Here is a 21,195-nt window from a genome sequence, read left to right on the forward strand (position 1 = left end):
TCACTTCCAACGATCCAGCGGCTCGCTGAATTCCCGTTCAGGCGGGCAGCCAGGCCCGATCGAACTCGCCGCGGGCGTGGATCACGGCCGGCCCGGTGAGCTCCAGATGGTTGTCTTCACGCCAGTTCACGGTGACAGCACCACCCGGTACTTCGACGCGGTACGAGACCGGCGTGCTCTGGCGGGCGGCCCGGGCGGCTGCCACGGCCACCGCGCAGGTGCCCGTGCCGCAGGACCGGGTCTCCCCCGCGCCCCGCTCGTGCACCCGCATCGCCACCTCGTTCGGCCCTTTGCGGACCACGAACTCGATGTTCACGCCGTGCGGGTACGCCTCGGCCGGCGACCAGCCGGGCTGATCGCACAGGTTGCCCGGCTCGTCGAGCGAGTCGACGAACGCCACCGCGTGCGGGTTGCCCATGTCAACGTGCAGCGCGGGCCACTGATGCCCGTTCGCCTCCACAACGATGCCGGCCGGCCCAGGGAGGGTTGGTTCGCCCATGTCGGCGGTGATCGTGCCGTCGTCGTTCAGGACGACCTCTTTCACACCCGCCCGGGTCCCCACCCGGACCGGCTTGTCGCCGACCAGGCCGGCCTCAGCCAGGTACCGGACGAAAACCCGGACCCCGTTGCCACACATCTCGGCGATCGACCCGTCGGCGTTGCGATAGTCCATGAACCAGTCGCCACCGTCCTCGACGTACGACTGCTTCGAGCCTTCGATCACCCGCAGCACCCCGTCGGCCCCGAGCCCGGCATGCCGGTCGCACAGGAAGCGGACGACGGCTGCATCGAGCTCGCCGTGCACGCTCCCGTCGGGGTCGGGCAGCAGCACGAAGTCGTTCTCCGTACCGTGCCCCTTCAGCCAGGGGAAGGTGCTCATGGGGAAATCGTACGGGCGGCACGGGTTGGTCGTACCGTTTGGGGCATGGGTGAGCAGGTGGTCGCGTACTTCTGGGAGCGGGAAGACGCGGATGCGGTGGCGGGGCGGATCGATGCCGTTGTCCGGCGGGATCGGTTTCAGGGGGAAGACGACGACGAGGACCATCCGTGGATGGTCCTCGTGCCGGCTGATGCCGATCTGGCAGTGGTGGAGCCGCTGGTCACGCAGTACGACGGGTGGCTCGATGCCGGTGCTGCCGCAGCACCACCGGTCGAGCCTCCGCCGCTACCGACTGCTCCTAAGAGGTTGAAGAAGGGTTAGTTCGGCCAGAGCTGGTTGACCGTGCCTGCCGCACCGCCACCGCGGCGCTTCGGCTCGGCGGCAGCGAGATAGCCGCCACCCGGCAGTACTTCGAGAGCGGCGACCGCTCCGATCTCGGCAGCTGAGGTGAGCGCGTCACCGGCCGGGACCAGCGTGTGGCCGTAGGGCTTGAGAGCGGTGCCGTAGGCGTCGATGAACGGCGGCTCGGCGGTGACGGTCACTGTGTTCCGCTGGGACGCACGCGGCGCGGCGATCGCGTCGGGCAGCGTCATCCCCCGGTCCAGCCGGTTGGTCAGCGTCTGCAGCACGGTCGTGATGATCGTCGAACCACCCGGCGACCCGAGCGCGAGGAACGGCTTGCCGTTCTTCAGCACGATCGTCGGCGCCATCGAGGATCGCGGCCGCTTGTTCGGCTGGATCCGGTTCGGGTCGGCCGCGTCGTAGACGGCGGAGAAGTCGGTCAGCTCGTTGTTGAGCAGGAAGCCGCGACCGGGCACGAGGATGCCGCTGCCGCCGGTCTGCTCGATCGTCAGCGTGTACGAGACGACGTTGCCCCACTTGTCCGCCGCGACCAGGTGCGTGGTCGACAGGCCTTCGGTGTCGGGCTTGTCCTCGGTCGCAATACCGGCCGGGCAACCGGAGTACGAGCCGTCCGGTGAACCGGGCGGCAGCGGCTTGACCGACGCCTTCGCCGGATCGATCTGGCAGGACCGCTCGGCGCCGAAGCCCTTGGACAGCAGCTCCTTCTGCGGTACGTCGACGAACGCCGGGTCGCCGACGTACTTGCCGCGATCGGCGAATGCGAGCGCCGTCGACTCGAGGTAGGAGTGCAACGCCTGCGGGGTCGACTGCTTCGACAACTTGAGCGGCGCGAGGATGTTGAGCGCCTCGCCGACCGTCGTACCGCCGGAGGAGGACGGCGCCATGCTGTAGACGTCCAGCCCGTCGTAGCTGACCTTCGTCGGCTCCTGCCGGATCACCTTGTACTTCGCCAGGTCGGCCGTGGTGAGGTGACCAGGCATCACCGGCAACGTCGTGCCCGGAGTCTTGGGCGGCGTCTGCACAGCCGTCTGGATCTCCTGGGCCAGCGGCCCGGTGTAGAAGGCGGACGACCCCTTCTTACCGAACAGCTCATAGGTCTTGGCGAGGTCCTTGTTCTTGAACACGGAACCGACCACCGGAGCATCCCCATTGGGGAGGTACAGCTGTGCCGTCGGCGCGATCGCCGAGAAGCGCGCCTTGTTGTCGAGCGTCTGGTTGCGGAAGGTCTGGTCGACCACGAACCCGTGATCGGCCAGATCCGCGGCCGGCTTCAGCGCCTTGCCGAGCGGCAGCGTGCCCCACGACTGCAGAGCCGAGTCCCAGGTCGCGAGCGTGCCGGGGATGCCGACCGATACGCCCGACGTCACCAGGTCGGGGAAGAACGTGTAGGGCTTGCCCGTGGCCGGGTTGATGAACGCGTCGGCGGGCATCGTCGCGGGCGCGGTCTCCCGGCCGTCGATCGTGTAGACCTTGCGGTTCTTCGCGCTGTAGTAGACGAAGTAGCCGCCACCACCGACGCCGGCGGAGTACGGCTCGGTCACGCCGAGCGCGGCCGCGGTCGCGACGGCCGCATCGACGGCGTTGCCGCCACGACGCAGTACGGAGACACCGATGTTGGTCGCGTCGGCGTCCACGGAGGCGACGGCGCCGCCGAAGCCGATCGCCGTGGCGTACTTCTTGGGCGACTGGGCGCTGTGGTCGTCGGTCTGGGCAGCGGCCGTACGGGTGGAGGTGGGGCCGGTCTGGGCGGCGGCTGCACCGCTCGCAGTCAGGCCGCCCAGGACGAGGGCACCCGCTGTCAGGGTGGCGGCCAGGCGTTTCGGGGTCACGGGTCCTCCGCGGAATCGGCGTACAGGGACAGGGCCCTGCCTACCGTCTCAGCGGCGAGTTCGCCAGTCGTGGCGCGTCCGTCTTGTCAGTTGACCGTGCAGGCTGTGTCAGTTGACGGTGCAAGAGGCCATGAAGCGGCGGAGTAGGTCGTCGTTCCAGTCCTTGTTGCCGGCCGGCAGCTGGACCAGCAGCCAGCGCTCGCCGAGCAGCAGCTGACCGGTCTCGCGACCGTCCGAGCTACCGAGGTGGAAGACCTTGCCGGCCGACTCGGTCACCCGGGTGCCGTCGAGAGTGCGGGCCTGGGCGACCGCCTCGACCTCCAGCCCGTCGTTCGGGCCGAGGGTGGCAGTTCGCATGGTCGGTGGGGCCAGCAGGACGTGATCGATGCCGACCGGCTGCCTCGGCGCCCAGCCCTCCGGGGCCAACGTGCAGCTGATGTTGCTCCACGCCTGGGTGTTCGCGATCAGTGAGACGGCGGCCGGGGCTCCGAAGATCGACATCGTGCTGTCGGCGTCCGCCGGGTTCGGACTCTGGCTGGGGGTTGCGGCGTCGGGCCCGATTCCGGCCGCCGAGGCGGCTTCGTCGGAACCACCGGCGACCTCCGCCTGGCCGGAGCCCCACCACTTCACCTGGTGGCCGATGGCAAGTACGGCCGTCGACACAGCGGCGATGCACAGCACCCCGGTCACCCGGCGGCGCGCCCTGATCCGGCGCAGCGCACGGCGGCCACGCGCCACATCCGCGTCCACATCCGCCGCGGGGATGCCGTCGACCGCACGGTCGGCGAACTCCACCAGCAGCTTCTTCACGTCGTCCACTTGTCGGTACTCCCCGTCGTGGGATCCGTGGCCGGATCGTCGGCCATCAGGTCCTTCAGTCGTTTCAAAGCTTTCGCGGTCTGGCTCTTCACGGTGCCCTCGGTGCACTCCAGGATCCGGGCGCAGCTGGCCACGTCGAGATCCTCGAAGTACCTCAGCACCAGGACGGCACGTTGCCGCGGCGCGAGCTCCAGCAGCGCCTTGCGGACCGCCAGTGTGTCCACCGGATCGGTCTGCTCGGACAGCCTCGGCTCGAACGTCTCGGCGGTCACCACCTCGGGGTGGCGGCCGGCCCGGCGGCGTTCGTCCAGGAAGGCGTTGACCAGGATGCGGTGCGCATACGGTCCGGCGCCTTCGTGCCGGATCCGGTGCCAGTGCACGTACACCCGCGTACAGGCGGTCTGGACCAGATCCTCGGCGGTGTAGACATCCCCCGCGGTGAGCAACATCGCCGTTCTCATCAGTCTGCTGCGGTCCGCGACGACGTACTCGCGGAACTCGGCCTCACGGTCACCCCCTCGCATCGACTGCCCCTACGGCATGTCTGATCACTACGTGCAGTAGCGAGCAGTTGCCCGGTGCGGCGAGGTGCCGTGCCGGGTGACGCGCAGCAAGCACGTAGTGATCAGACATGCCGTGCGCCTTCTTCCACCCCAACTACGCCAGCGGGCGCCGGATGGTTGCCTCGTACTACGTGTAGAGCCTGTTCTACAAGGTCGGGTGCATCCCAAGGCAGCCAGGTGATCCGGGGGTCCCGGCGGAACCAGCCGTCCTGCCGCCGCGCGAACCTGCGGGTCGTCTGCGCGGTCCGCTCGCGCGCCTCCGCCTCGGACAGCTCACCCTTCAGCATCGCGATCACCTGCGAGTAGCCGAGCGCGCGATTCGCGGTGACGCCGTCGAGCAAGCCCTTGTCCAGCAGGTCTTTCACCTCGTCCACGAAACCGTTCTCGAACATCCGGTCCACCCGGCGGCCGATCCGCTCGTCGAGCACCGGCCGCGGTACGTCGAGGCCGAGCTGGACGGCACCCGGGTAGATGTAGGTGTGCTCCGGCAGTGTGGCGCCGTACGGGCCGCCGGTGATCTCGATGACCTCGAGCGCCCGTACGATCCGGCGGCCGTTGCTCGGCAGGATCTTGAGGGCGGAGGCAGGGTCGATCGTGGCCAGCTTGGCGTGCAGAGCACCGGAGCCGTGATCCTCGAGCTCCGCCTCCAGGCGACCCCGCACCTCGGGGTCGGTGCCCGGAAACTCGAAGTCGTCGAGGATCGCGCGGACGTACATCCCCGATCCCCCGGCCAGTACCGGGACCAGCTGCCGGCTCAGGCAGTCGTCGATCGCCGACCGGGCCAACCGCTGGAAGTCGGCCACCGTCGCGGTCTGGGTCACGTCGAGGATGTCGAGCAGGTGATGCCGTACGCCGAGACGCTCGGCGGGCGTGATCTTCGCCGTACCGACGTCCATCCCGCGGTAGACCTGCATGGCGTCGGCGTTCACCACCTCGCCCGGCAACTCCTTGCACAGGGCAACCGACAGGTCGGACTTACCGGCAGCCGTGGGACCCACGACGGCGACGACGAGTGACTCGACCATCTTCGTAGTGTGACAGTGTCACCGACCGGCCCGGGCGACCGGCGTGAACTCTGGGACAAAGAACCGACAGCAGGGTTGTGATGACCCCCTCGGTTCGATAGGAACGATGCAAGCAGTTACGGTCCGGACCGCATCAGCGATTCGGGGGGCCGAAACACCATCGCAGCACCTGACTCGGGAGGAACATTCGTGACGAATCCGTTCGAAGAACAAGCCGATGCAGCCAAGGAGTCCTTTGACGAGGGCACCGAGGCGGTCGAGGAGCTCACCACCAGCGGCGGCGACGTCGAACTGAAGGGCAAAGGCGGCTCGCAGGACAGCGGCGGTGACGTCGAGTTCAGTGGCGGCGACGTCGAGTTCGGAGACGACGGCGACGGCGACGAGGGCACCGATTCCGGTGGCGACGTCGAGAGCGAGCCGGGCGGCCTCGCCTGACCCACCTCCCACACCTGGGGCCCTGTTGGTGGGAAGATCACCGCTAGCTATCTGTAAGTAGTTCACTACGCTAGGAATGGGAGCCCCACGAGATGGGCATCTTCGACAAGTTCAAGGGCAAGACCGAGGACCTCAAAGAGAAGGCCGGCGACCTGGTCGACCAGCATGGCGACAAGGTCGGCGAGGGTCTCGACAAGGCCGGCGACTTCGTTGACGACAAGACCGGTGGCAAGTACGGCGACAAGATCGACCAGGGTGTCGACGTCGCCAAGGACCGTCTCGACGGTCTGGACGGCCAGGACGACGACATCGCGAACAAGCCTGCCTGAGCTTTCACCTCCGAGGGCCGCAAGGGGACACCCCTTGCGGTCCTCGGTCGTTTCCAGTCCCTAGGGTTGGGCGATATGGAACGGTTTCAGGTGATTCCGGCGGCTTATGTGGCGTTGCGGCGTGGCGACCAGGTGCTGATGTTGCTGCGGGCCAACACCGGCTACATGGACGGCTTCTGGGCATTGCCGGCCGGGCACGTCGAGCACGGTGAGTCTGTACTGGCGGCGGCGATCCGGGAGGTTCGCGAGGAGGTCGGGGTGGAGATCGACCCGGCCGACCTGGTCGCGCTGACCGCGATGCACCGGACCGGTGGCAACGGGCTGGCGATCGACGAGCGGGTCGACTTCTTCTTCACCACCACGCGCTGGACCGGCGAACCACGGCTGATGGAGCCCGGCAAAGCGGCCGGCCTGGACTGGTTCTCGCTGGACGAGTTGCCGGATCCCGTCGTACCGCATGAGGCGCGGGTGCTCGCCGGGCTGAATGGCGACCGGCTGCCGGCCGTGATCGCGCAGGGTTTCGCGTAATTCGTCTTGCGTTCACATGGTTAGGACAAACTCGTTCTAGAGTGCCAGCGATGCGCCGGGGCGTGAGGCACCGGCTCCTAGGCCGGAGGCACCGATGGACGAGCAGGCTGCGGAACTTACAGCTGGCGGAACGAGCAGGCGGCGGATTCTCCAGGCAGGAGCGGCGAGTGCAGGCGCGGTTGTCGTCGGAGGCGCAGTGACCGGCACCCAGGCAGCTTCGGCCGCTGGGGTCCAGGCTTCGTCGAGCCGTCCCGATCCCGAGGACCCGCGCTTCACGCTGGCCGTCGTACCGGACACGCAGTACATGTTCGACCTCGACCGGGGCGACCCCGCGCCGCTGACCGCGACCTTCGAGTACCTGATCGATCAGCGCGGCGTGGACAACATCGTCTTCACCGCGCACCTGGGCGACGTGACCGAGAACGCGCAGGCTTCGGAGTTCGCGCAGGCCGATCCGGTCTTCGCCGTCATGGACCGGGCCCGGATGCCGTACAGCGTGCTCGCCGGTAACCACGACATCGACGGCAGCAAGGACGACCAGCGCGGCGATTCGCCGTACCTGCGGGTGTTCGGGCCGCAGCGGTTCAAGCGGATGAGCACCTACGGCGGGTCGACGCCGGACGGCTACAACTCGTACCACGTGTTCCGCGCGGGCGGCCGGCAATGGTTGCTGCTGGCAATGGACTGGCGGCCGTCCGACCAGGGCTTCGCGTGGGCGCGCAAGGTGATCGCGGAGCACCCGGCGCTGCCGGTGATCCTGACCACGCACGAGATCGTGTACGCCGACGACGGCCAGGGGATCGCGTACTTCTCCGACCAGGGCAACCGCGTCTGGGAACAGCTCGTCGACGGCAACGACCAGATCTTCCTGACGCTGAACGGCCATTACTGGCCGCCCGGCCGGACGGTTCGCCGCAACGCCGCCGGGCACGACGTGCACCTTCACATCACCAACTACCAGGACCGGTACTACGGCGGTGGCGCGATGATCCGCCTCTACCACTTCGACCTGGTCCGCAACACGATCGACGTCGAGACGATCAACCCGTGGATCCTGGCGCAGAAGCCGTCGCGGCGTTCACAGCTGGCCGAGGGCGAGGTCGAGCTGACCAGCGACGTCAACCGCTTCAGCCTGCCTGTCGACTTCGCTGAGCGGTTCGCCGGGTTCGCCCCAGAGCCGGTACGGCCCGCGCGGCCGGCGTCGTCGCAGGTGATCCCGGGGACCATGGCGTACTGGCGGCTGGACGGGCCGGTCGGTTCGCGGGTCGTGGACCACTCGGGTCGTGGCAACGACCTGACGCCGGTGCTGTTGGCGGGGAGCCCGGCGGACAGCCTGAAGGCGTCTGCCGAGTTCCACCCGGACCAGCCCGGGCATGCGAGCTGGGTGTTCGGTGGCGGCAAGAACCCGGGACGTGGCGGCTACCTGCGTACTGCCGACAACGCGCCGTTGAACCGGCTGACCTTCCAGGGCGGCTACACCATCGAGGCATTCGTGAAGCTCGCCGACGACGGTGCTGACCATTCGTGGGAGGGGCTGCTCAGTCGGCTCGGTACAGGAGCCGACGCGGGCAAGACGGGCAGCGACACGTCCGAGCCGGTCGTCAACCTGGCGTTCTCCGGTGGGCGGCAGTTGCAGTGGGCCGTGTACCCGCTCGACAAGACCGACACCTTCACCAACTGGGGCCACGAGGAGCTCGCCGGCCGCTGGTTCCACCTCGCGGTGGTCAACGACGGACGGCACACCACTCTCTACATCGACTCCTCGGAGCTCCTCCGCAACCCGAGCACCCGCTCGAACGGCCTCGCCACCGCGGGAAAGCCGTGGCTGCTGGGCGCGAACCACTACGCCAACAACATCGAACAGTCCTTCGCAGGCCACATCGGCGAACTCCGCATCGTCGACCGAGCGCTGTCGCTGAAGGAGTTCCTGAACGCCTGATCCCCCCACGCACCTCCTCCGTCGCCGCTCTGTCGTCCGCTGCCCCGAGCCTTCGGCTGGCCACTCTGTGCATCACCTGAGCAATATCCCTCGGCCCAGACGCTCACACGGTGCACAAAGTCGACGCCAAGGGGCGGGGTGCCGCCGCCATACAGGTTGCGGCGCCAAGGGCTCGCCGCTCCTGTGCCGCGCGGGGGCGCAAGGGCAGGCAGCGCGGTGGCGGGTGGCGCGCCGACGGACGAGGTGCGTGGGGAGTTGGTCAGCCGACCTGGCAGCCGCCAGTAGCCGGCTCGAGGGGGGCCGGCTTGCCGATGATGGGCATGCCGAGCATTACGCCCGGAGTACCGGTGGAGGGCGGGGCGTCTTGGGCTCGTTCCCAGGCGTCGCCGGCGCGGGTGCGGCGTACTGATCCGAAGACGTCGGCGACCAGGTGGTGGGGTGCGGCGTAGGTGATCTCGACCGTTGCCATGTCACCCGGACGCGGCTTCTCGACGCCGTCGGGCAGCGTGAAGTGGACCAGGCGGTTGTCGCGGGCGCGACCGGAGAGCCGGTGGGTCGCGGCGTCCTTGCGTCCCTCGCCCTCGGCGATCAGCACCTCGACCGAGCGGCCGACGACCTTCTTGTTCTCATCCCAGGCCATCTGGTCCTGCAGCTCGACCAACCGGATGTACCGCTCCTGGACGACCGAACGCGGCACCTGGTCCGCCATCGACTCGGCCGGTGTGCCGGGCCGCTTCGAGTACTGGAAGGTGAAGGCGCCGGCGAAGCGGGCCTCGCGGACGACGTCGAGCGTGCCCTGGAAGTCCTCCTCGGTCTCACCGGGGAAGCCGACGATGATGTCGGTCGTGATCGCGGCGTCAGGCATCGCGGCGCGCACGTCTTCGATAATGCGAAGGTAGCGGTCCCGCCGGTACGACCGGCGCATCGTCTTGAGGATCTGGTCCGATCCCGACTGCAGCGGCATATGCAGCGACGGCATCACGTTCGGCGTCTCGGCCATCGCCTCGATCACGTCCGCGGTGAAGTCGCGCGGGTGCGGCGAGGTGAACCGGACCCGTTCCAGCCCCTCGATGGAGCCGCAGGCCCGCAAAAGCTTCGAGAACGCGTACCGGTCGCCGAACTCGACGCCGTAAGAGTTCACGTTCTGCCCCAGCAGCGTCACCTCGAGCACGCCCTCGGCGACCAGCGCCTCGACCTCGGCGAGCACGTCACCGGGGCGGCGGTCCTTCTCGCGGCCGCGCAGCGCCGGGACGATGCAGAACGTGCAGGTGTTGTTGCAGCCGACGCTGACCGACACCCAGGCGGAGTACGGCGACTCGCGCCGGGTCGGCAGCGTGGACGGGAAGACGTCGAGCGACTCGAGGATCTCGACCTGCGACTCCTCGGCGATCCGGGCCCGCTCCAGCAGCACCGGCAGCGCGCCGATGTTGTGGGTACCGAAGACGACGTCCACCCAGGGCGCCTTCTTGGTGATGGTGGCCCGGTCCTTCTGCGCCAGGCAGCCACCGACGGCGATCTGCATGCCGGGGTTCTTGGCCTTCGCGGGAGCCAGCATGCCGAGGTTGCCGTACAGCTTGTTGTCGGCGTTCTCGCGGACCGCGCAGGTGTTGAAGACGACCACGTCGGCGAGGTCACCCTCGGGCGCGCGGACATAACCGGCAGTCTCCAGCAGGCCCCGCAGGCGCTCGGAGTCGTGGACGTTCATCTGACACCCGTGGGTGCGGACCTCGTATGTACGCATAACAGCCACCAAGAGTACGTCAGCTCCGCCGCTGCCTTGGTAGACCTATCCCTACCTTCAACAGGGCGCCTGCAACCCCTGTGCCGGAGGCCGCCCGCAAGAACACTGGAACCCATGAACAGTTCCCGTCGTCAGTTCCTCGCCCGTACCGCCGCCGGCGCCACCGTGGTCGCTGGTGGCACGTTCACGGCCAACCATGCGGTCGCCCTCAGCTGGCCGGCTGTCACCGCCCGGACGACCCGGATCACCGCGCTGACCGATGTCACCGTCATCGACCCCGCGACCGGGCGGCGCGACCGGCACCAGACCGTCCTGATCAGCGACGACCGGATCACCGCCGTCGGCCGCCACCTGCCGGTCCCGCACGGCGCCACCGAGCTCAAGCTCAGCGGCAAGTTCGTCATCCCCGGCCTGGCCGACATGCATGTCCACTCCCTCGGCGACGAGCACGTCTCGCCGCCGCTCTACCTGGCCAACGGGCTGACCACGGTCCGTGAGATGGCTGCACCCGACCCGGTCGTCTACGACTGGCGCGACCGGATCGACGCCGGCACGCTGCTCGGCCCCCGGATGGTCGTCGCCAGCCAGATCATCGACGGCGATCCGACCTTGTGGGACCCGAACCTGCTCCACGTGCTCGTCGTCCACGACGAGGCCGGCGCGCGGGCCGCAGTACGGCAGGTGAAGAAGGAGGGGGCCGATTTCGTCAAGGTGTACTCGCGACTGAGCCCGACGGCGTACCGGGCGATCCTGGACGAGGCGCGGCGGCAGGGGCTGACCGTGCACGGCCACGGGCCGGACCAGGTACCGGTCAAGCAGGTCAGCAACGCCGGGCAGCGCAGCATCGAGCACATCCACGCACTCGGGCTGTCGGTGTCGAGCCGCGAGGCCGAGGTACGCCGGCTGCAGCGGGCGATCGCCATCAAGACCGGCGACTACAACGGCTGGTTCCGGCAGATGCACCCGATCGAGTGGATCGCGGCGAACAGCTTCAGCCAGGCCCGCGCGGCCGATGTCTTCGGCACGCTGCGACGCAACCGGACCCGGGTCACCCCGACGCTGACCATGCACAGGGTGCTGGACATGCCCGACTTCACCGGGCCGAACCCGGCGACGCAGAAGTACCTCAGTGAGGACTCGGTCGGCACCTACGACTACGTGATCGAGAACCTCTACAAGGCCAACCGGAACGCCGAGGAGATCTCGCACCAGCGGCAACTGTGGGAGTACCGGCAGCGCTTCGTCCGCGAGCTCTTCGCGCACGGCGTCCCCGTCATGGCCGGCACGGACACCGGTACGCCGTACATGGTGCCCGGCTTCGCCCTGCACGACGAGCTCGAGCTGCTGGTCGGAGCCGGCGCCACGACCCAGCAGGCCCTGTACGCCGCGACGGTCGAGCCGGCCAAGTTCCTCGGGATGACCGCGAACCTCGGCTCGGTGGCTCCGCGCAAGATCGCCGACCTCGTAGTACTGGACGCCGACCCGCTGCAGGACATCCGGAACACCCGGCGGATCCACACCGTGATCACCCGCGGACGGGTCATCTCCCCCGCCGCGCGGGCGCGGATGCTCGCCGACGTGGCGGCAGCCGTCAAGGCTCCTGCGCAAACGACGTCGCTGGCTGCGGGTGGCTGTTGCGGAACGGGCCGTCCCGGACACTAACGTTCACACCCGAGCTGGCTGTGACGAATTCATCACAGCCAGCTCTCACTTATTGCAGATCGTTACCACCGTGGAACCGGGGAGCCGTGCAGTCACCCTCTGCCTCCGCTAGGTTCTCGCCATGAGCGATTCCTCCGCCGTCGACACCGTGACGACCACAGGTCTTGTCGCCCTGAGAGACGTGAACAAGCATTTCGGCGACCTGCACGTGCTGAAGGACATCAACCTGTCCATCAAGCGCGGCGAGGTCGTCGTCGTGATCGGCCCGTCCGGATCCGGCAAATCGACGCTGTGCCGGGCGATCAACCGACTCGAGCCGATCGACTCGGGCACCATCGAGCTGGACGGCCAGCCGCTGCCCAGCGAGGGCAAGGCGCTGGCCAAGCTCCGCGCCGACGTCGGCATGGTGTTCCAGTCGTTCAACCTGTTCGCGCACAAGACGATCCTGCAGAACGTCACCCTCGGCCCGACCAAGGTCCGTGGCATCGGCAAGGCCGAGGCGGAGAAGACCGCCCGGGCCCTGCTCGAGCGGGTCGGCGTGGCCGCCCAGGCCGACAAGTTCCCGGCCCAGCTGTCCGGTGGCCAGCAGCAGCGCGTCGCGATCGCCCGCGCGCTGGCGATGGACCCGAAGGTGATGCTCTTCGACGAGCCGACCTCGGCGCTCGACCCGGAGATGATCAACGAGGTGCTCGACGTGATGGTCGGGCTGACCAAGCAGAGCATGACGATGGTGGTCGTCACCCACGAGATGGGTTTCGCCCGGAAGGCGGCCAACCGGGTCGTCTTCATGGCCGACGGCCAGATCGTCGAAGAGGCCGAGCCGGAGAAGTTCTTCACCGACCCGCAGACCAAGCGGGCGCAGGACTTCCTCTCGAAGATCCTCACTCACTGACCGCCCTGGCCGTCCCCTGAAAATCCTGAGCAGTAGCAATTATCTGGAGGAAACAAACATGCGACAGCGGATCATCGCTGCCCTCGGTATCACGGTCCTGGCCGCGACCGGACTGACCGCCTGTGGCGACGACTCGGACGCCGGCGGATCGGGCAGCACTGGCGACAAGATCACCATCGGCATCAAGTTCGACCAGCCCGGCCTCGGCCTGAAGGAAGGCTCGAACTACACCGGTCTCGACGTCGACGTGGCGAAGTACGTCGCCAAGGAGCTGGGCTTCGCCGACGACAAGGTCGAGTTCAAGGAGTCCCCGTCGGCGCAGCGCGAGAGCCTGCTGGCCAACGGTCAGGTCAAGATGATCTTCGCGACCTACTCGATCACGGACACCCGCAAGGAGAAGGTCTCCTTCGCCGGCCCGTACCTGGTCGCCGGTCAGGACCTGCTGGTGAAGGCGGACAACACCGACATCACCGGTCCGGAGACGATGAACGGCAAGAAGGTCTGCTCGGTGACGGGTTCGACCTCGGCGCAGAAGATCAAGGACACCTACGCCAAGACCGTCCAGCTGCAGAAGTACGACACCTACTCCAAGTGTGTCGAGGCACTGGCTGGCGGCTCGATCGACGCCGTCACCACCGACAACACCATCCTGGCCGGATTCGCCGCACAGGCAGCGAACCAGGGCAAGTTCAAGGTGGTCGGCAAGACCTTCTCCACCGAGCGCTACGGCGTCGGCCTCAAGAAGGGCGACACGGAGACCTGTACCAAGGTCAACGACGCGCTCAAGAAGATGGTCGACTCCGGTGAGTGGCAGAAGGCCTTCGACAAGAACCTCGGCACGGCCGGCCTGAAGCTCGACCCGGCGACCAACCCGCCGAAGAGCTTCGACGCCTGCGCCTGACCTCGAACCATCGTGGGGAGGGACCGTTCGCGGTTCCTCCCCACGCTTGGGTCTCCACCTAGTTCCCCAGCGGGAGAAGCATGGACCTGATCTCCGAATTGTTCTCCGAATACCCGATCTTCGGAGCCTTCAAGACGACCATCGAGCTGACCTTGCTGTCGGCGGTGTTCGCACTGCTGATCGGTACCGCCGTCGCGGTGATGCGGGTCTCGCCGATCCGGGTGCTGCAGCTGATCGGCTCCGGCTACGTCAACATCGTCCGGAACACTCCGCTGACCCTGGTGATCGTGTTCTGCAACCTCGGCCTGCTGGTGCAGCTGGGCGTCTCGCTGGTCGACCCGAACTCACCGACGTCGATCGACGACAACAACTTCCGGCTGGCCGTGCTCGGCCTGTCGGTCTACCACGCCTCGTTCGTGGCCGAAGCGATCCGCAGCGGCGTGAACACCGTTCCGATGGGCCAGGCCGAGGCCGCCCGGGCGATCGGGCTGCCGTTCCTCAAGACGCTGCGGTACGTCGTCTTGCCGCAGGCCTTCCGGGGCGCCATCGCACCGCTGGGCAACGTGCTGATCGCCCTCACCAAGAACTCGACCGTCGCCTCGGTGATCGGCGTGGCCGACTCGTCCGGGACGATGAAGGAAATGATGGAGAACCGGCCTGACGTGCTGTTCGTGGTGTTCGGCATCTTCGCCGTCGGCTTCGTCATCCTGACCCTGCCGGTCGGCGTGCTGTTCACCTCGATGTCCAAGCGCCTGGCGGTGAAGCGATGAGTTCGGTCCTGTTCGACACCCCCGGCCCGAAGGCCAAGCGGCTGTACGCCGTCATCGGCGCGGCCAGCATCGTGGCCCTGCTGCTGGTGCTGTGGTTCGTGCTCACGAAGCTCGACGCCAAGGGTCAGCTGACCGCGGCGAAGTGGAAGCCGTTCCTGACCGGCGAGATCTGGACCGAGTACCTGATCCCGGGGCTGATCGGCACGCTGACCGCCGCGGCGATCTCGGTCGCCTTCGCGCTCATCCTCGGCGTCCTGCTCGGTATCGGCCGGCTGTCGGCGGCGAGGTGGATCCGCTGGCCGTCCGGAGTGATCGTCGAGTTCTTCCGGTCCGTACCGGTGCTGCTGATGATGCTGTTCACCTACGCGCTCTACGGGCACTACAACCTGTTCCCGTCCGACCGGTTGCCGCTGGCGGCGGTCGTCACCGGTCTGACGCTGTACAACGGGTCGGTAGTCGCCGAGCTGGTCCGCTCCGGCGTGTACTCGCTGCCGAAGGGCCAGAACGAGGCCGCACTGGCCGTCGGCCTGACCACCGGCAAGACGATGCGGCTCGTACTGTTGCCCCAGGCGATCACGGCGATGCTGCCGGCCATCGTCGGGCAGCTGGTGGTGATCCTGAAGGACACCGCGCTGGGCTACATCATCACCTACGAGGAGTTGCTCCGGAAGGCGGAGCAGATCGGCAACTACAAGTCGAACCTGCTGCCGGCGCTGATCTTCGTCGGCGCGCTGTTCGTCATCATCAACTACTTCGTCAGCCTGATCGCGAACCAGGTCGAGCGCCGCACCCGGCGCCGCGGCCGGTCCGCCGGCGGCCCGATCGCCCCGGACCAGATCGACCAGGCCGCCGTCGCGGTCGCCGCAGCCAACGCGGACCGCGCGGGAAGCGCCGGCGTCTGATCCGAACCAGATAATTGTCACAGGCACCCATACGTCAGGCATGGGTGCCTGTTTCATTTTCGTCCCATCCGCCGTGACAAATTGCCACCACCGTCATCGACACATGCGCCTGTCGCCCCGCGCCAACAGAGCAGAGCGGACCGCCGCGCATACCAAACCCTCGCATACCGCCCCGACGCACCGCGGTAAGCGATTGCCTGCCGACTTGGGCATGCACGGAAACCCGATGCCCCAGCAACCACCCCACCCCGGCCAACGCACCCCGCCCGTCCGTCCTGACCACCCAGCACCCCGCACAGCCCCGATTGACCCGGCGACCCCGATCGGCCCGGCCACTAGTGTCCTGCGTCTGAAATTCGCTGCACAAGTGGCTCTTCGGACCCGTCCGTGGGGGTGTTTGGTGGGGTGGGTGTGGCGCTCGTCGTTCCCGTCCAGGTGGGGCGAGATCTCTTGCAGGGAAGGCGTTTGGTGGAAACTAACTTGCACCTGGAAGTTAGTTTCCCCGTAGATCGACCCGGCCACCCGACGACTGCGGCTGTAGTACCAGGCCTAGAACCATGGAGACTTATCCAGCGAATTTCAGACGCAGGACACTAGCAGTTAACGGCTATCTGGAAACAAACTTCCAGCTGGAGCCAGGGCTGCCACAAGCTAGCTATCCCAGCACGTTGCGGACGGCGTCGAGAGCCGCCTGGTCGTCGACGCCGAGTTGGCGGGTGTGGTGGAGGTAGTTGGTCGCGAGGTCGTCCAGCCGTTGCCGGCGGTCGTTCTTGGCCAGTCGGGGTGGGTTGTCGGCAACCCTGGTGCCGCCGCCGCGCCGCGAGGTCAGCAGGCCCTCGGCTTCGAGCTCCCGGTACGTACGGGCGACCGTACCGACGGCGAGGCCGAGGTCGCGGGCCAGCTGGCGCAGTGGCGGGAGGCGGTCGCCGGGGGCGAGTACGCCGGAGTGGATCAGGTCGGTGAACTGCTTGCGGAGCTGCTCGTACGGCGGTGTCGGGTCCGACGTCGAAACGACCAGCGTGGTCGGCACGCTCACGCGGGGATCCTGTTCCTCCGCTGCTGGCCACTGGGCAGCAGGATTGCGCTGACGCTGTAGCCGAGCAGGATGAACGACCCACCGGCTACGAGTAGGAGCGACCAGCCGATCAGCTCCAACCAGTCCGGAGCACAAGGCATCGGGACCAGGGCTGCGGCTGCCACCGAGGACGCTCCGATCAACGGAACGGTGATCAGGACGCCGCACGCTCCCGTGATGGTGGTCGCAGTGAGCCGGCGGGCGTGGTCGTCGCGGATGAGCTCTCCCGACCCGTCGGTGGGCCGCGGCCGGCCGACTACGCGCCACAACCCGACGGCGGCCAAGAGCAGACCTGCCAGCACCGCCGCGCCCAGTGGGACGGTGTAGAAGGATCCGGGCCAGGGGGTCTTGGAGTTACTGAACTCGCCACACTGGCGCACCAGAGCTCTTCCGGCGCGTCCCATGTCGTCGGCCGATGCTATGGAGGTCGTCCAGACCAGCAGCACCAGCTCGACGACTGCTGCGGCAGCAACAGCCGCGGTCGGCTTGGGTGGCAGGTAGTTCCCCACCGAACGGATCTCCACCGCTGCCCGGCGCACCGGCCCGGCGGGACGAGGAGTTCGCAGCTCACCGAGTACGACGCCGAGCACGAGTCCCAGGCTGAAGACGGGCGCCGCCAGCAACAAGCCGCGGCCCAGTCCCATCGACAGGGAGACCACCACAGCGGCGACCGCGCCGACCAGTACACCGCCCCAACGCCAGCGGGCCGCGGTACGGGCGCCGGCAGCCGGTACCACTTCCTCGCCCTCCGTCGTCGCCTTCAACGGAACGAGCATCACCGTGCCGACGAGAACCAGAACCAGCAGTACGACAAGAACCTGCTCCGACATCCGCTCCCCCTTGTATCAACCACCTGATACAAGGAGCCTGACAACAAAACCCACTTGTGTCAACCAGTTGATACAAGATCCTGGCAAGACGGGCACTCAGCCGCGACACGTGCGGGTTCGGGCCCGAGGGCGCCGACCTGGTGCGCCTGCTCACGGAGCGGGTGAGCGCGTGGCAGGAGCACTCGGCGGGCGGGGTCGAGGTGACGATCGAGGCGCGGCCGCGCTCTTCGGCGCCGCTTCCCGGAGAAGACGCTGCCCTGCTGGTCGTCGACAAGGTCGACCATGTATTCGTTGTGACTGCGGCCCTGGCCGCGACGTCCGTCGAGGTGTAGCGCGGCGCGGAAGACACAACTGGAGAAGACCCTGACAACTGCGCCCTGGGTGTCCGTCTGCGGTGACCAGGGTGAGGTTTGAGACTCCGCGTTCGGCGTGCAGCTTGCCTGCTCGATCGGTCAGGCTGGGATCGAGACGACGTGCCCGTCCGCTCCGACCATCTCTGCCAGGAGGGCACCGGTGTATCCGGTGCCCGTACCGATCTCCATCACCCGCATCCCAGGCCCGACTGCTGCGCTACCCAGGTCTCTCTCGATTGCGGCCTGAGCGGTGGGGTGCTTGAGCGAGGAACAGCCGCTGAACCAGCTGGTTCAGCGGCTGTTCTGTGTCTTGGCGTTACGCAGACTTGAAGGTCGGCGGAAGCCAGGGGTGCTCTAGTACCGCCTGCCAGGCTAGGTGCCACGGGAACAGGTGGACGTACTTCCCACCTGTTCCCGGATCGTGCTGCTTGTAGACCTCATCGCCCACCAGGACGGTGACGCCCCACTCTGCGAGGCTGGTCATTGCGGCCTGTACGGCGGGAAAGCCGATCTGTGCCCAGTTCGAGAACGGCATGGCGACTACAGGTTGCCTCTTGCCCACCGCCTCCACGAGGAATCCCAATGGCAACGTGTCTGAGATTCCGGCCGCCCACTTGGCCAGACTGTTGCACGTGATCGGAGCGACGATCAGCGCGTCCGCCGGCGGCAGGATGTCAGGGGCATCGGGGTCCTTGTAGGAGCTTCGAACCACGTGGCCTGTTTTCGCGGCGAGCGCGTCGCAATTGATGAACCGTCGGCCGTCGGGCGATGCGATGACACAGACTTCCCACCCATCGGACTGGGCCAGATCGACCAACCTACCGATGTCTCGGGCTGCCGGCGATCCTGTCACCAGGGCATAGAGGACCGGCTGGCGGGTTGCGGTCATGATCTCCGTACCTCTCCCCTCAGATGCGAACGCCGATCCAGGCGGCGAACCTCGCAAGTGAGGCGGTCGTTCGCTTATCACTGACGGCGAGCGACTGTACGGTCTCATGGACCTGGGGGTGATAGCGGGTCACTTGGGGTGCGATACGCCTAGCGGCTTCGAGAGAACTCAGCGTCTTCTTGCGGTCGCCATGAAGCAACCAGCCACGGGACAGGTCGATCCAGTAGTGCCCCGCCCGACTGGGGGCCGTGCCCTCAGGTAGCCGAAGCTTCGATGCTCGGCTGACTGCGGTGGTTCCATCAGCTAGCTCGACCGGAACCGCGACACGATGGATGTCGACATTCGCAAGGCTGAACTTCGTCCCATAGAAGTTCGCCTCCTCCTGCCCCGGTACCGCCAGGCGCTGGCCTCCACTAGGTAGCCATCTGCGAGGGCCCGGTCGGTCATCCGTGCTGCCAGGATTGCCGCGCGGAGGTGTAACGCACCACGAACGGCGGCAGCGGCCCGCCCATCCGTTGACTGGTCGACGACTTCGTGGGCACGGTCGAGAGTACGCAGCCCTGCCCGGTAGGAGCCGTCGAACAGGAGGATCAGGGCATGGTTCCACTCGGCCGTCGCGGCTCGAAGCGGGTCTCTCCCTCCAGCGGCCAGCTTCCGCGCCCGCTCGTCGGCTAGGTGCGCAAGGTCCAGATGCCCGAGACGGTAGAGCCCGATCACCGCGAACGAGTAAGCAGAGGCAAGAAGCTCGGCGGCTACCCCCTGCTGCTGGGTCGGAAGGTCGTTGTGAGCCCTGTGAAGGTGTCTGACCAGATCCGGTAGCGCCCGCGCCACCTCGGCGTGCTTGCCCCGGCGATCCCACTCTTTGAGCTGACTGATCTCAACACGCAACTGACGGAGATCCCGAGTCGGGACGTCAAGGTCGGGGTCTTCTCCCTCCACCAGCGCTCTCCGAATCGCAGGCACGGCGGCCTGCTCCGATTCCGGGCTTGCATTCCATGCGCCGTACGGCTGCTCGGTGATGTCAGTGACATTGACGCCCAGCGCCCGCGCTACGGCGGCAACCACAGTAGGGGTCGCGGCTCGCTCCCCGGACTCCACCTTGCAAATCGTTGAATACGAAACGCTGGCACGTCCAGCAAGGCCGGTTTGACTCGCACCGTTGAGTTTGCGTAGCTCCGCGATCCGCTGCCCGATTCGCGTGGCGTTGCTCTCCTCCGGCTTGGAGTCGTCCTCCATGCTCGCCCCCCGATGGCGTTGTGGCAGCTGTGTGGCAGTTCCGGAGCCAATCTGCCCTGAGTATCAACGTTACGCGACGGAACGAACACAGTCAGGAGGTGGCGGCAATGAGCGAACTGAGCGAGGTGCAGATCAGCGAGTACGTCAGCCGATGTCCTGAGCTTATGCGGTGGGCGTTCGAGGGGTGGTTGCGAGGCGAGCGCAAGTTGGACGGCGACCTGATCGACACGGGAGACAGCGGTGCACGGGAAAACAACCACCAAGGAGGGATCTGAGTGGCGAGTGCGGTTGTGGTTCAACGAGCACGTCATCGCGGACTCGACCGCAGGGGCGGAGCTCGCAGACAGGTTAGCGGCGTATTACTGGCACCGCTTCGCCAAGCTGCGCGTGACCGTCGAGGCGACCGTCCCGCCCAAGCAGTGATCAAGCGCACCTGGTGGCGCGTGATGGTCATTCGCGGCGACAGGATCATCGATGACCGCTACGCCCCGACTGAGCTGGCCGAGGCCTATGCCAACGTTCTGCGGCTGATCTACCCCGCCGACCAGATCCGGGCGGAAGAGGTCACCGCCACCGAGGCTGCCTACCCGCCGAGTCGGCCGTACGACCCGCGCGACTGATCGACCCACGAACGGGCGGAACCGGCACCGGTCCTCATCGTCCTGCGGAGTGATTGCCGCGCGGTGCTGGTTCCGTCTCACCCGTCCCTGCCTGGGCGATGCGACTCCCTGAAGGTCCCCCGACGTCCAGGCAGGGACCCAAATGCCGGCTGGTGTGGCTACGGCAAGAACAGAGCCGTATCGCGCCAGCCGTTCCACCCCGAGGTTGGACGCGAGCCTCGGTGCGGCCCCCGCTGTCCCGTGTTGGATGCCTTCGGCACGGGACAGCGAGCGGGCCTTCCATCTATCTAGGAGGCATAAAGATGTACAGGTTCGCCGATCGTTTTCCAGTCAGCCAGACCGCAAGTGCAGGAGCTGTCTCTCCGGTGCCGTGGGGATTGTCGCGGCTGGAGCCGTACGGGTCTTTCGACCTGGTCGAGGATGTGCCAGCCGGTCTGGACCCCACCACGCAGCGAGGCTTGTACCAGCTGCCCAACGGGACGATTGTGATGTCGCCAGGCAAGCACAGCCGCTCTCGCCAAGGCACGGAGAAGTCCACTAAGACAGGCAATCGCGGGGATGGCTCCAAGGCGCGACCCGACACCGACCACAGCCAAGACACGAAACTCGACTGA

At 67.2% G+C, this 21,195-nt stretch carries 26 protein-coding genes; 15 read left to right on the forward strand and 11 right to left on the reverse strand.

Translation table 11 applies throughout. The annotated features are described in order from the left end of the window. Positions 1-37 precede the first annotated feature (37 nt). Positions 38-880: a diaminopimelate epimerase gene (dapF, locus tag G3I17_RS26155; protein ID WP_164600251.1), complete on the reverse strand. Its 843-nt coding sequence runs from the start codon at positions 878-880 to the stop codon at positions 38-40. A gap of 45 nt (positions 881-925) precedes the next feature. Between dapF and G3I17_RS26160 the strand changes: the two genes are divergently transcribed. After that, on the forward strand, positions 926-1,201 hold the full coding sequence (locus tag G3I17_RS26160; RefSeq protein ID WP_164600252.1) for a hypothetical protein: 276 nt from the start codon (positions 926-928) through the stop codon (positions 1,199-1,201). Here the strand turns inward: G3I17_RS26160 and ggt are convergent. The 4 genes from ggt to miaA all read right to left on the reverse strand — a co-directional run bounded on the left by ggt (position 1,198) and on the right by miaA (position 5,479). Then, positions 1,198-3,072, reverse strand: coding sequence for a gamma-glutamyltransferase (gene ggt, locus G3I17_RS26165; RefSeq protein WP_164600253.1), 1,875 nt, complete (start codon positions 3,070-3,072; stop codon positions 1,198-1,200). The two genes, G3I17_RS26160 and ggt, sit on opposite strands and share 4 nt — an antisense overlap. A gap of 108 nt (positions 3,073-3,180) precedes the next feature. Then, the gene (locus G3I17_RS26170) at positions 3,181-3,891 is read right to left on the reverse strand and encodes a hypothetical protein (RefSeq protein WP_164600254.1); all 711 of its coding nucleotides are present in this window, start codon (positions 3,889-3,891) and stop codon (positions 3,181-3,183) included. Then, a complete protein-coding gene (locus G3I17_RS26175; protein WP_164600255.1) occupies positions 3,879-4,415 on the reverse strand; it encodes a SigE family RNA polymerase sigma factor in 537 nt (178 codons plus the stop codon). The genes G3I17_RS26170 and G3I17_RS26175 overlap by 13 nt, the downstream gene beginning before the upstream one ends. A gap of 101 nt (positions 4,416-4,516) precedes the next feature. Next, the gene (miaA, locus tag G3I17_RS26180; protein ID WP_164600256.1) at positions 4,517-5,479 is read right to left on the reverse strand and encodes a tRNA (adenosine(37)-N6)-dimethylallyltransferase MiaA; all 963 of its coding nucleotides are present in this window, start codon (positions 5,477-5,479) and stop codon (positions 4,517-4,519) included. Positions 5,480-5,668: 189 nt separating this feature from the next. Between miaA and G3I17_RS26185 the strand changes: the two genes are divergently transcribed. From G3I17_RS26185 to G3I17_RS26200, 4 genes are all read left to right on the forward strand, one after another. Then, the gene (locus G3I17_RS26185; RefSeq protein WP_164600257.1) at positions 5,669-5,914 is read left to right on the forward strand and encodes a hypothetical protein; all 246 of its coding nucleotides are present in this window, start codon (positions 5,669-5,671) and stop codon (positions 5,912-5,914) included. A gap of 92 nt (positions 5,915-6,006) precedes the next feature. Then, the gene (locus tag G3I17_RS26190) at positions 6,007-6,243 is read left to right on the forward strand and encodes an antitoxin (RefSeq protein ID WP_164600258.1); all 237 of its coding nucleotides are present in this window, start codon (positions 6,007-6,009) and stop codon (positions 6,241-6,243) included. Positions 6,244-6,318: 75 nt separating this feature from the next. Beyond that, complete coding sequence (locus G3I17_RS26195) at positions 6,319-6,771, forward strand: NUDIX domain-containing protein (protein WP_164600259.1); 453 nt, start codon at positions 6,319-6,321, stop codon at positions 6,769-6,771. 196 nt (positions 6,772-6,967) lie between these two features. After that, complete coding sequence (locus G3I17_RS26200) at positions 6,968-8,710, forward strand: LamG-like jellyroll fold domain-containing protein (RefSeq protein ID WP_343238418.1); 1,743 nt, start codon at positions 6,968-6,970, stop codon at positions 8,708-8,710. Positions 8,711-8,969: 259 nt separating this feature from the next. Here the strand turns inward: G3I17_RS26200 and miaB are convergent, their stop codons facing one another. After that, a complete protein-coding gene (miaB, locus tag G3I17_RS26205; RefSeq protein WP_164600261.1) occupies positions 8,970-10,451 on the reverse strand; it encodes a tRNA (N6-isopentenyl adenosine(37)-C2)-methylthiotransferase MiaB in 1,482 nt (493 codons plus the stop codon). 114 nt (positions 10,452-10,565) lie between these two features. Here miaB and G3I17_RS26210 point away from each other — a divergent pair, with 114 nt between their 5' ends. The 5 genes from G3I17_RS26210 (at position 10,566) to G3I17_RS26230 (ending at position 15,578) form a co-directional block, all read left to right on the forward strand. After that, the gene (locus G3I17_RS26210; protein WP_164600262.1) at positions 10,566-12,113 is read left to right on the forward strand and encodes an amidohydrolase family protein; all 1,548 of its coding nucleotides are present in this window, start codon (positions 10,566-10,568) and stop codon (positions 12,111-12,113) included. A gap of 121 nt (positions 12,114-12,234) precedes the next feature. After that, positions 12,235-13,005: an amino acid ABC transporter ATP-binding protein gene (locus G3I17_RS26215; protein WP_164600263.1), complete on the forward strand. Its 771-nt coding sequence runs from the start codon at positions 12,235-12,237 to the stop codon at positions 13,003-13,005. A gap of 58 nt (positions 13,006-13,063) precedes the next feature. Continuing rightward, on the forward strand, positions 13,064-13,906 hold the full coding sequence (locus G3I17_RS26220; RefSeq protein WP_164600264.1) for a glutamate ABC transporter substrate-binding protein: 843 nt from the start codon (positions 13,064-13,066) through the stop codon (positions 13,904-13,906). An 80-nt stretch (positions 13,907-13,986) separates the two neighbouring features. Beyond that, the gene (locus G3I17_RS26225) at positions 13,987-14,676 is read left to right on the forward strand and encodes an amino acid ABC transporter permease (RefSeq protein ID WP_164600265.1); all 690 of its coding nucleotides are present in this window, start codon (positions 13,987-13,989) and stop codon (positions 14,674-14,676) included. Beyond that, positions 14,673-15,578 carry an amino acid ABC transporter permease gene (locus G3I17_RS26230; protein ID WP_164600266.1) on the forward strand — a complete coding sequence of 302 codons (906 nt, stop codon included), beginning with the start codon at positions 14,673-14,675 and terminating at the stop codon, positions 15,576-15,578. Before G3I17_RS26225 ends, G3I17_RS26230 begins: the two co-directional genes overlap by 4 nt. A 655-nt stretch (positions 15,579-16,233) precedes the next feature. Here the strand turns inward: G3I17_RS26230 and G3I17_RS26235 are convergent. Both G3I17_RS26235 and G3I17_RS26240 read right to left on the reverse strand, forming a co-directional pair. Then, positions 16,234-16,614: a GntR family transcriptional regulator gene (locus G3I17_RS26235; protein ID WP_164600267.1), complete on the reverse strand. Its 381-nt coding sequence runs from the start codon at positions 16,612-16,614 to the stop codon at positions 16,234-16,236. Beyond that, complete coding sequence (locus G3I17_RS26240) at positions 16,611-17,483, reverse strand: hypothetical protein (protein ID WP_164600268.1); 873 nt, start codon at positions 17,481-17,483, stop codon at positions 16,611-16,613. Before G3I17_RS26240 ends, G3I17_RS26235 begins: the two co-directional genes overlap by 4 nt. A gap of 140 nt (positions 17,484-17,623) precedes the next feature. On the opposite strand from G3I17_RS26240, the gene G3I17_RS26245 reads away from it, so the two are divergent. After that, positions 17,624-17,815 (forward strand): hypothetical protein, encoded by a 192-nt coding sequence (locus G3I17_RS26245; RefSeq protein WP_164600269.1) that lies wholly within the window; start codon positions 17,624-17,626, stop codon positions 17,813-17,815. A gap of 120 nt (positions 17,816-17,935) precedes the next feature. Here G3I17_RS26245 and G3I17_RS26250 read toward each other — a convergent pair whose 3' ends face one another. The 3 genes from G3I17_RS26250 to G3I17_RS26260 form a co-directional block, all read right to left on the reverse strand. Next, positions 17,936-18,025, reverse strand: a complete 90-nt coding sequence (locus G3I17_RS26250; protein WP_164600270.1) for a hypothetical protein — start codon at positions 18,023-18,025, stop codon at positions 17,936-17,938. A 127-nt stretch (positions 18,026-18,152) separates the two neighbouring features. Then, positions 18,153-18,725, reverse strand: coding sequence for a flavoprotein (locus G3I17_RS26255; RefSeq protein ID WP_164600271.1), 573 nt, complete (start codon positions 18,723-18,725; stop codon positions 18,153-18,155). Positions 18,726-19,028: 303 nt separating this feature from the next. Continuing rightward, positions 19,029-19,961 (reverse strand): helix-turn-helix transcriptional regulator, encoded by a 933-nt coding sequence (locus tag G3I17_RS26260; protein WP_164600272.1) that lies wholly within the window; start codon positions 19,959-19,961, stop codon positions 19,029-19,031. A 107-nt stretch (positions 19,962-20,068) separates the two neighbouring features. Between G3I17_RS26260 and G3I17_RS26265 the strand changes: the two genes are divergently transcribed. The 4 genes from G3I17_RS26265 (at position 20,069) to tgmA (ending at position 21,195) form a co-directional block, all read left to right on the forward strand. Beyond that, on the forward strand, positions 20,069-20,236 hold the full coding sequence (locus tag G3I17_RS26265; RefSeq protein ID WP_164600273.1) for a hypothetical protein: 168 nt from the start codon (positions 20,069-20,071) through the stop codon (positions 20,234-20,236). Positions 20,237-20,243: 7 nt separating this feature from the next. Next, entirely contained in the window at positions 20,244-20,384 is a 141-nt protein-coding gene (locus tag G3I17_RS26270; protein ID WP_164600274.1) for a hypothetical protein, read from the forward strand. Between the two features lie 23 nt (positions 20,385-20,407). Further along, positions 20,408-20,581 (forward strand): hypothetical protein, encoded by a 174-nt coding sequence (locus tag G3I17_RS26275; RefSeq protein ID WP_164600275.1) that lies wholly within the window; start codon positions 20,408-20,410, stop codon positions 20,579-20,581. A 302-nt stretch (positions 20,582-20,883) separates the two neighbouring features. After that, complete coding sequence (gene tgmA / locus G3I17_RS26280; RefSeq protein ID WP_164600276.1) at positions 20,884-21,195, forward strand: putative ATP-grasp-modified RiPP; 312 nt, start codon at positions 20,884-20,886, stop codon at positions 21,193-21,195.

It is taken from the genome of Streptomyces sp. SID13031 (genome assembly GCF_010548305.1).
Classification (GTDB): domain Bacteria; phylum Actinomycetota; class Actinomycetes; order Propionibacteriales; family Kribbellaceae; genus Kribbella.

Bases quoted from the DNA above. Each gene is read 5' to 3' on its own strand.
- dapF (WP_164600251.1), bottom strand. From the start codon at position 880: ATGAGCACCTTCCCCTGGCTGAAGGGGCACGGTACGGAGAACGACTTC.
- G3I17_RS26160 (WP_164600252.1), top strand. From the start codon at position 926: ATGGGTGAGCAGGTGGTCGCGTACTTCTGGGAGCGGGAAGACGCGGAT.
- G3I17_RS26175 (WP_164600255.1), bottom strand. From the start codon at position 4,415: ATGCGAGGGGGTGACCGTGAGGCCGAGTTCCGCGAGTACGTCGTCGCG.
- miaA (WP_164600256.1), bottom strand. From the start codon at position 5,479: ATGGTCGAGTCACTCGTCGTCGCCGTCGTGGGTCCCACGGCTGCCGGT.
- G3I17_RS26190 (WP_164600258.1), top strand. From the start codon at position 6,007: ATGGGCATCTTCGACAAGTTCAAGGGCAAGACCGAGGACCTCAAAGAG.
- G3I17_RS26195 (WP_164600259.1), top strand. From the start codon at position 6,319: ATGGAACGGTTTCAGGTGATTCCGGCGGCTTATGTGGCGTTGCGGCGT.
- miaB (WP_164600261.1), bottom strand. From the start codon at position 10,451: ATGCGTACATACGAGGTCCGCACCCACGGGTGTCAGATGAACGTCCAC.
- G3I17_RS26210 (WP_164600262.1), top strand. From the start codon at position 10,566: ATGAACAGTTCCCGTCGTCAGTTCCTCGCCCGTACCGCCGCCGGCGCC.
- G3I17_RS26215 (WP_164600263.1), top strand. From the start codon at position 12,235: ATGAGCGATTCCTCCGCCGTCGACACCGTGACGACCACAGGTCTTGTC.
- G3I17_RS26220 (WP_164600264.1), top strand. From the start codon at position 13,064: ATGCGACAGCGGATCATCGCTGCCCTCGGTATCACGGTCCTGGCCGCG.
- G3I17_RS26225 (WP_164600265.1), top strand. From the start codon at position 13,987: ATGGACCTGATCTCCGAATTGTTCTCCGAATACCCGATCTTCGGAGCC.
- G3I17_RS26230 (WP_164600266.1), top strand. From the start codon at position 14,673: ATGAGTTCGGTCCTGTTCGACACCCCCGGCCCGAAGGCCAAGCGGCTG.
- G3I17_RS26240 (WP_164600268.1), bottom strand. From the start codon at position 17,483: ATGTCGGAGCAGGTTCTTGTCGTACTGCTGGTTCTGGTTCTCGTCGGC.
- G3I17_RS26250 (WP_164600270.1), bottom strand. From the start codon at position 18,025: ATGGAGATCGGTACGGGCACCGGATACACCGGTGCCCTCCTGGCAGAG.
- G3I17_RS26255 (WP_164600271.1), bottom strand. From the start codon at position 18,725: ATGACCGCAACCCGCCAGCCGGTCCTCTATGCCCTGGTGACAGGATCG.
- G3I17_RS26260 (WP_164600272.1), bottom strand. From the start codon at position 19,961: ATGGAGGACGACTCCAAGCCGGAGGAGAGCAACGCCACGCGAATCGGG.
- G3I17_RS26265 (WP_164600273.1), top strand. From the start codon at position 20,069: ATGAGCGAACTGAGCGAGGTGCAGATCAGCGAGTACGTCAGCCGATGT.
- G3I17_RS26275 (WP_164600275.1), top strand. From the start codon at position 20,408: ATGGTCATTCGCGGCGACAGGATCATCGATGACCGCTACGCCCCGACT.
- tgmA (WP_164600276.1), top strand. From the start codon at position 20,884: ATGTACAGGTTCGCCGATCGTTTTCCAGTCAGCCAGACCGCAAGTGCA.